Genomic DNA, 305 nt, shown 5'->3' on the forward strand with positions numbered 1-305 from the left:
AGCGCTGTGAGGCGTTGAGCTAACCAATACTAATTGCCCGTGAGGCTTGACCATATAACACCCAAGCAATTTGCGCTTAAAAGCCAGATTGCGGTGTGTGAAGACGAAACGAACCGAAAGTTCGAGAAACTCACAAAACACCAGCTGTCACATACCCAATTTGCTGAAGCGAGGCCAGCTGGCCGCGACTCAGTACCCGAATTTCTTGACGACCATAGAGCGTTGGAACCACCTGATCCCATCCCGAACTCAGAAGTGAAACGATGCATCGCCGATGGTAGTGTGGGGTTTCCCCATGTGAGAGT

At 50.8% G+C, this 305-nt stretch carries 1 rRNA gene; it reads left to right on the forward strand.

What is annotated here, in order from left to right:
• Positions 1 to 204 precede the first annotated feature (204 nt).
• A 5S ribosomal RNA gene (rrf, locus tag KW838_RS29305) occupies positions 205 to 305 on the forward strand; the annotation flags it as partial.

The sequence above is a fragment of the Pseudomonas sp. PDM27 genome (assembly GCF_019219205.1).
Classification (GTDB): Bacteria; Pseudomonadota; Gammaproteobacteria; order Pseudomonadales; family Pseudomonadaceae; genus Aquipseudomonas; species Aquipseudomonas laurylsulfatiphila.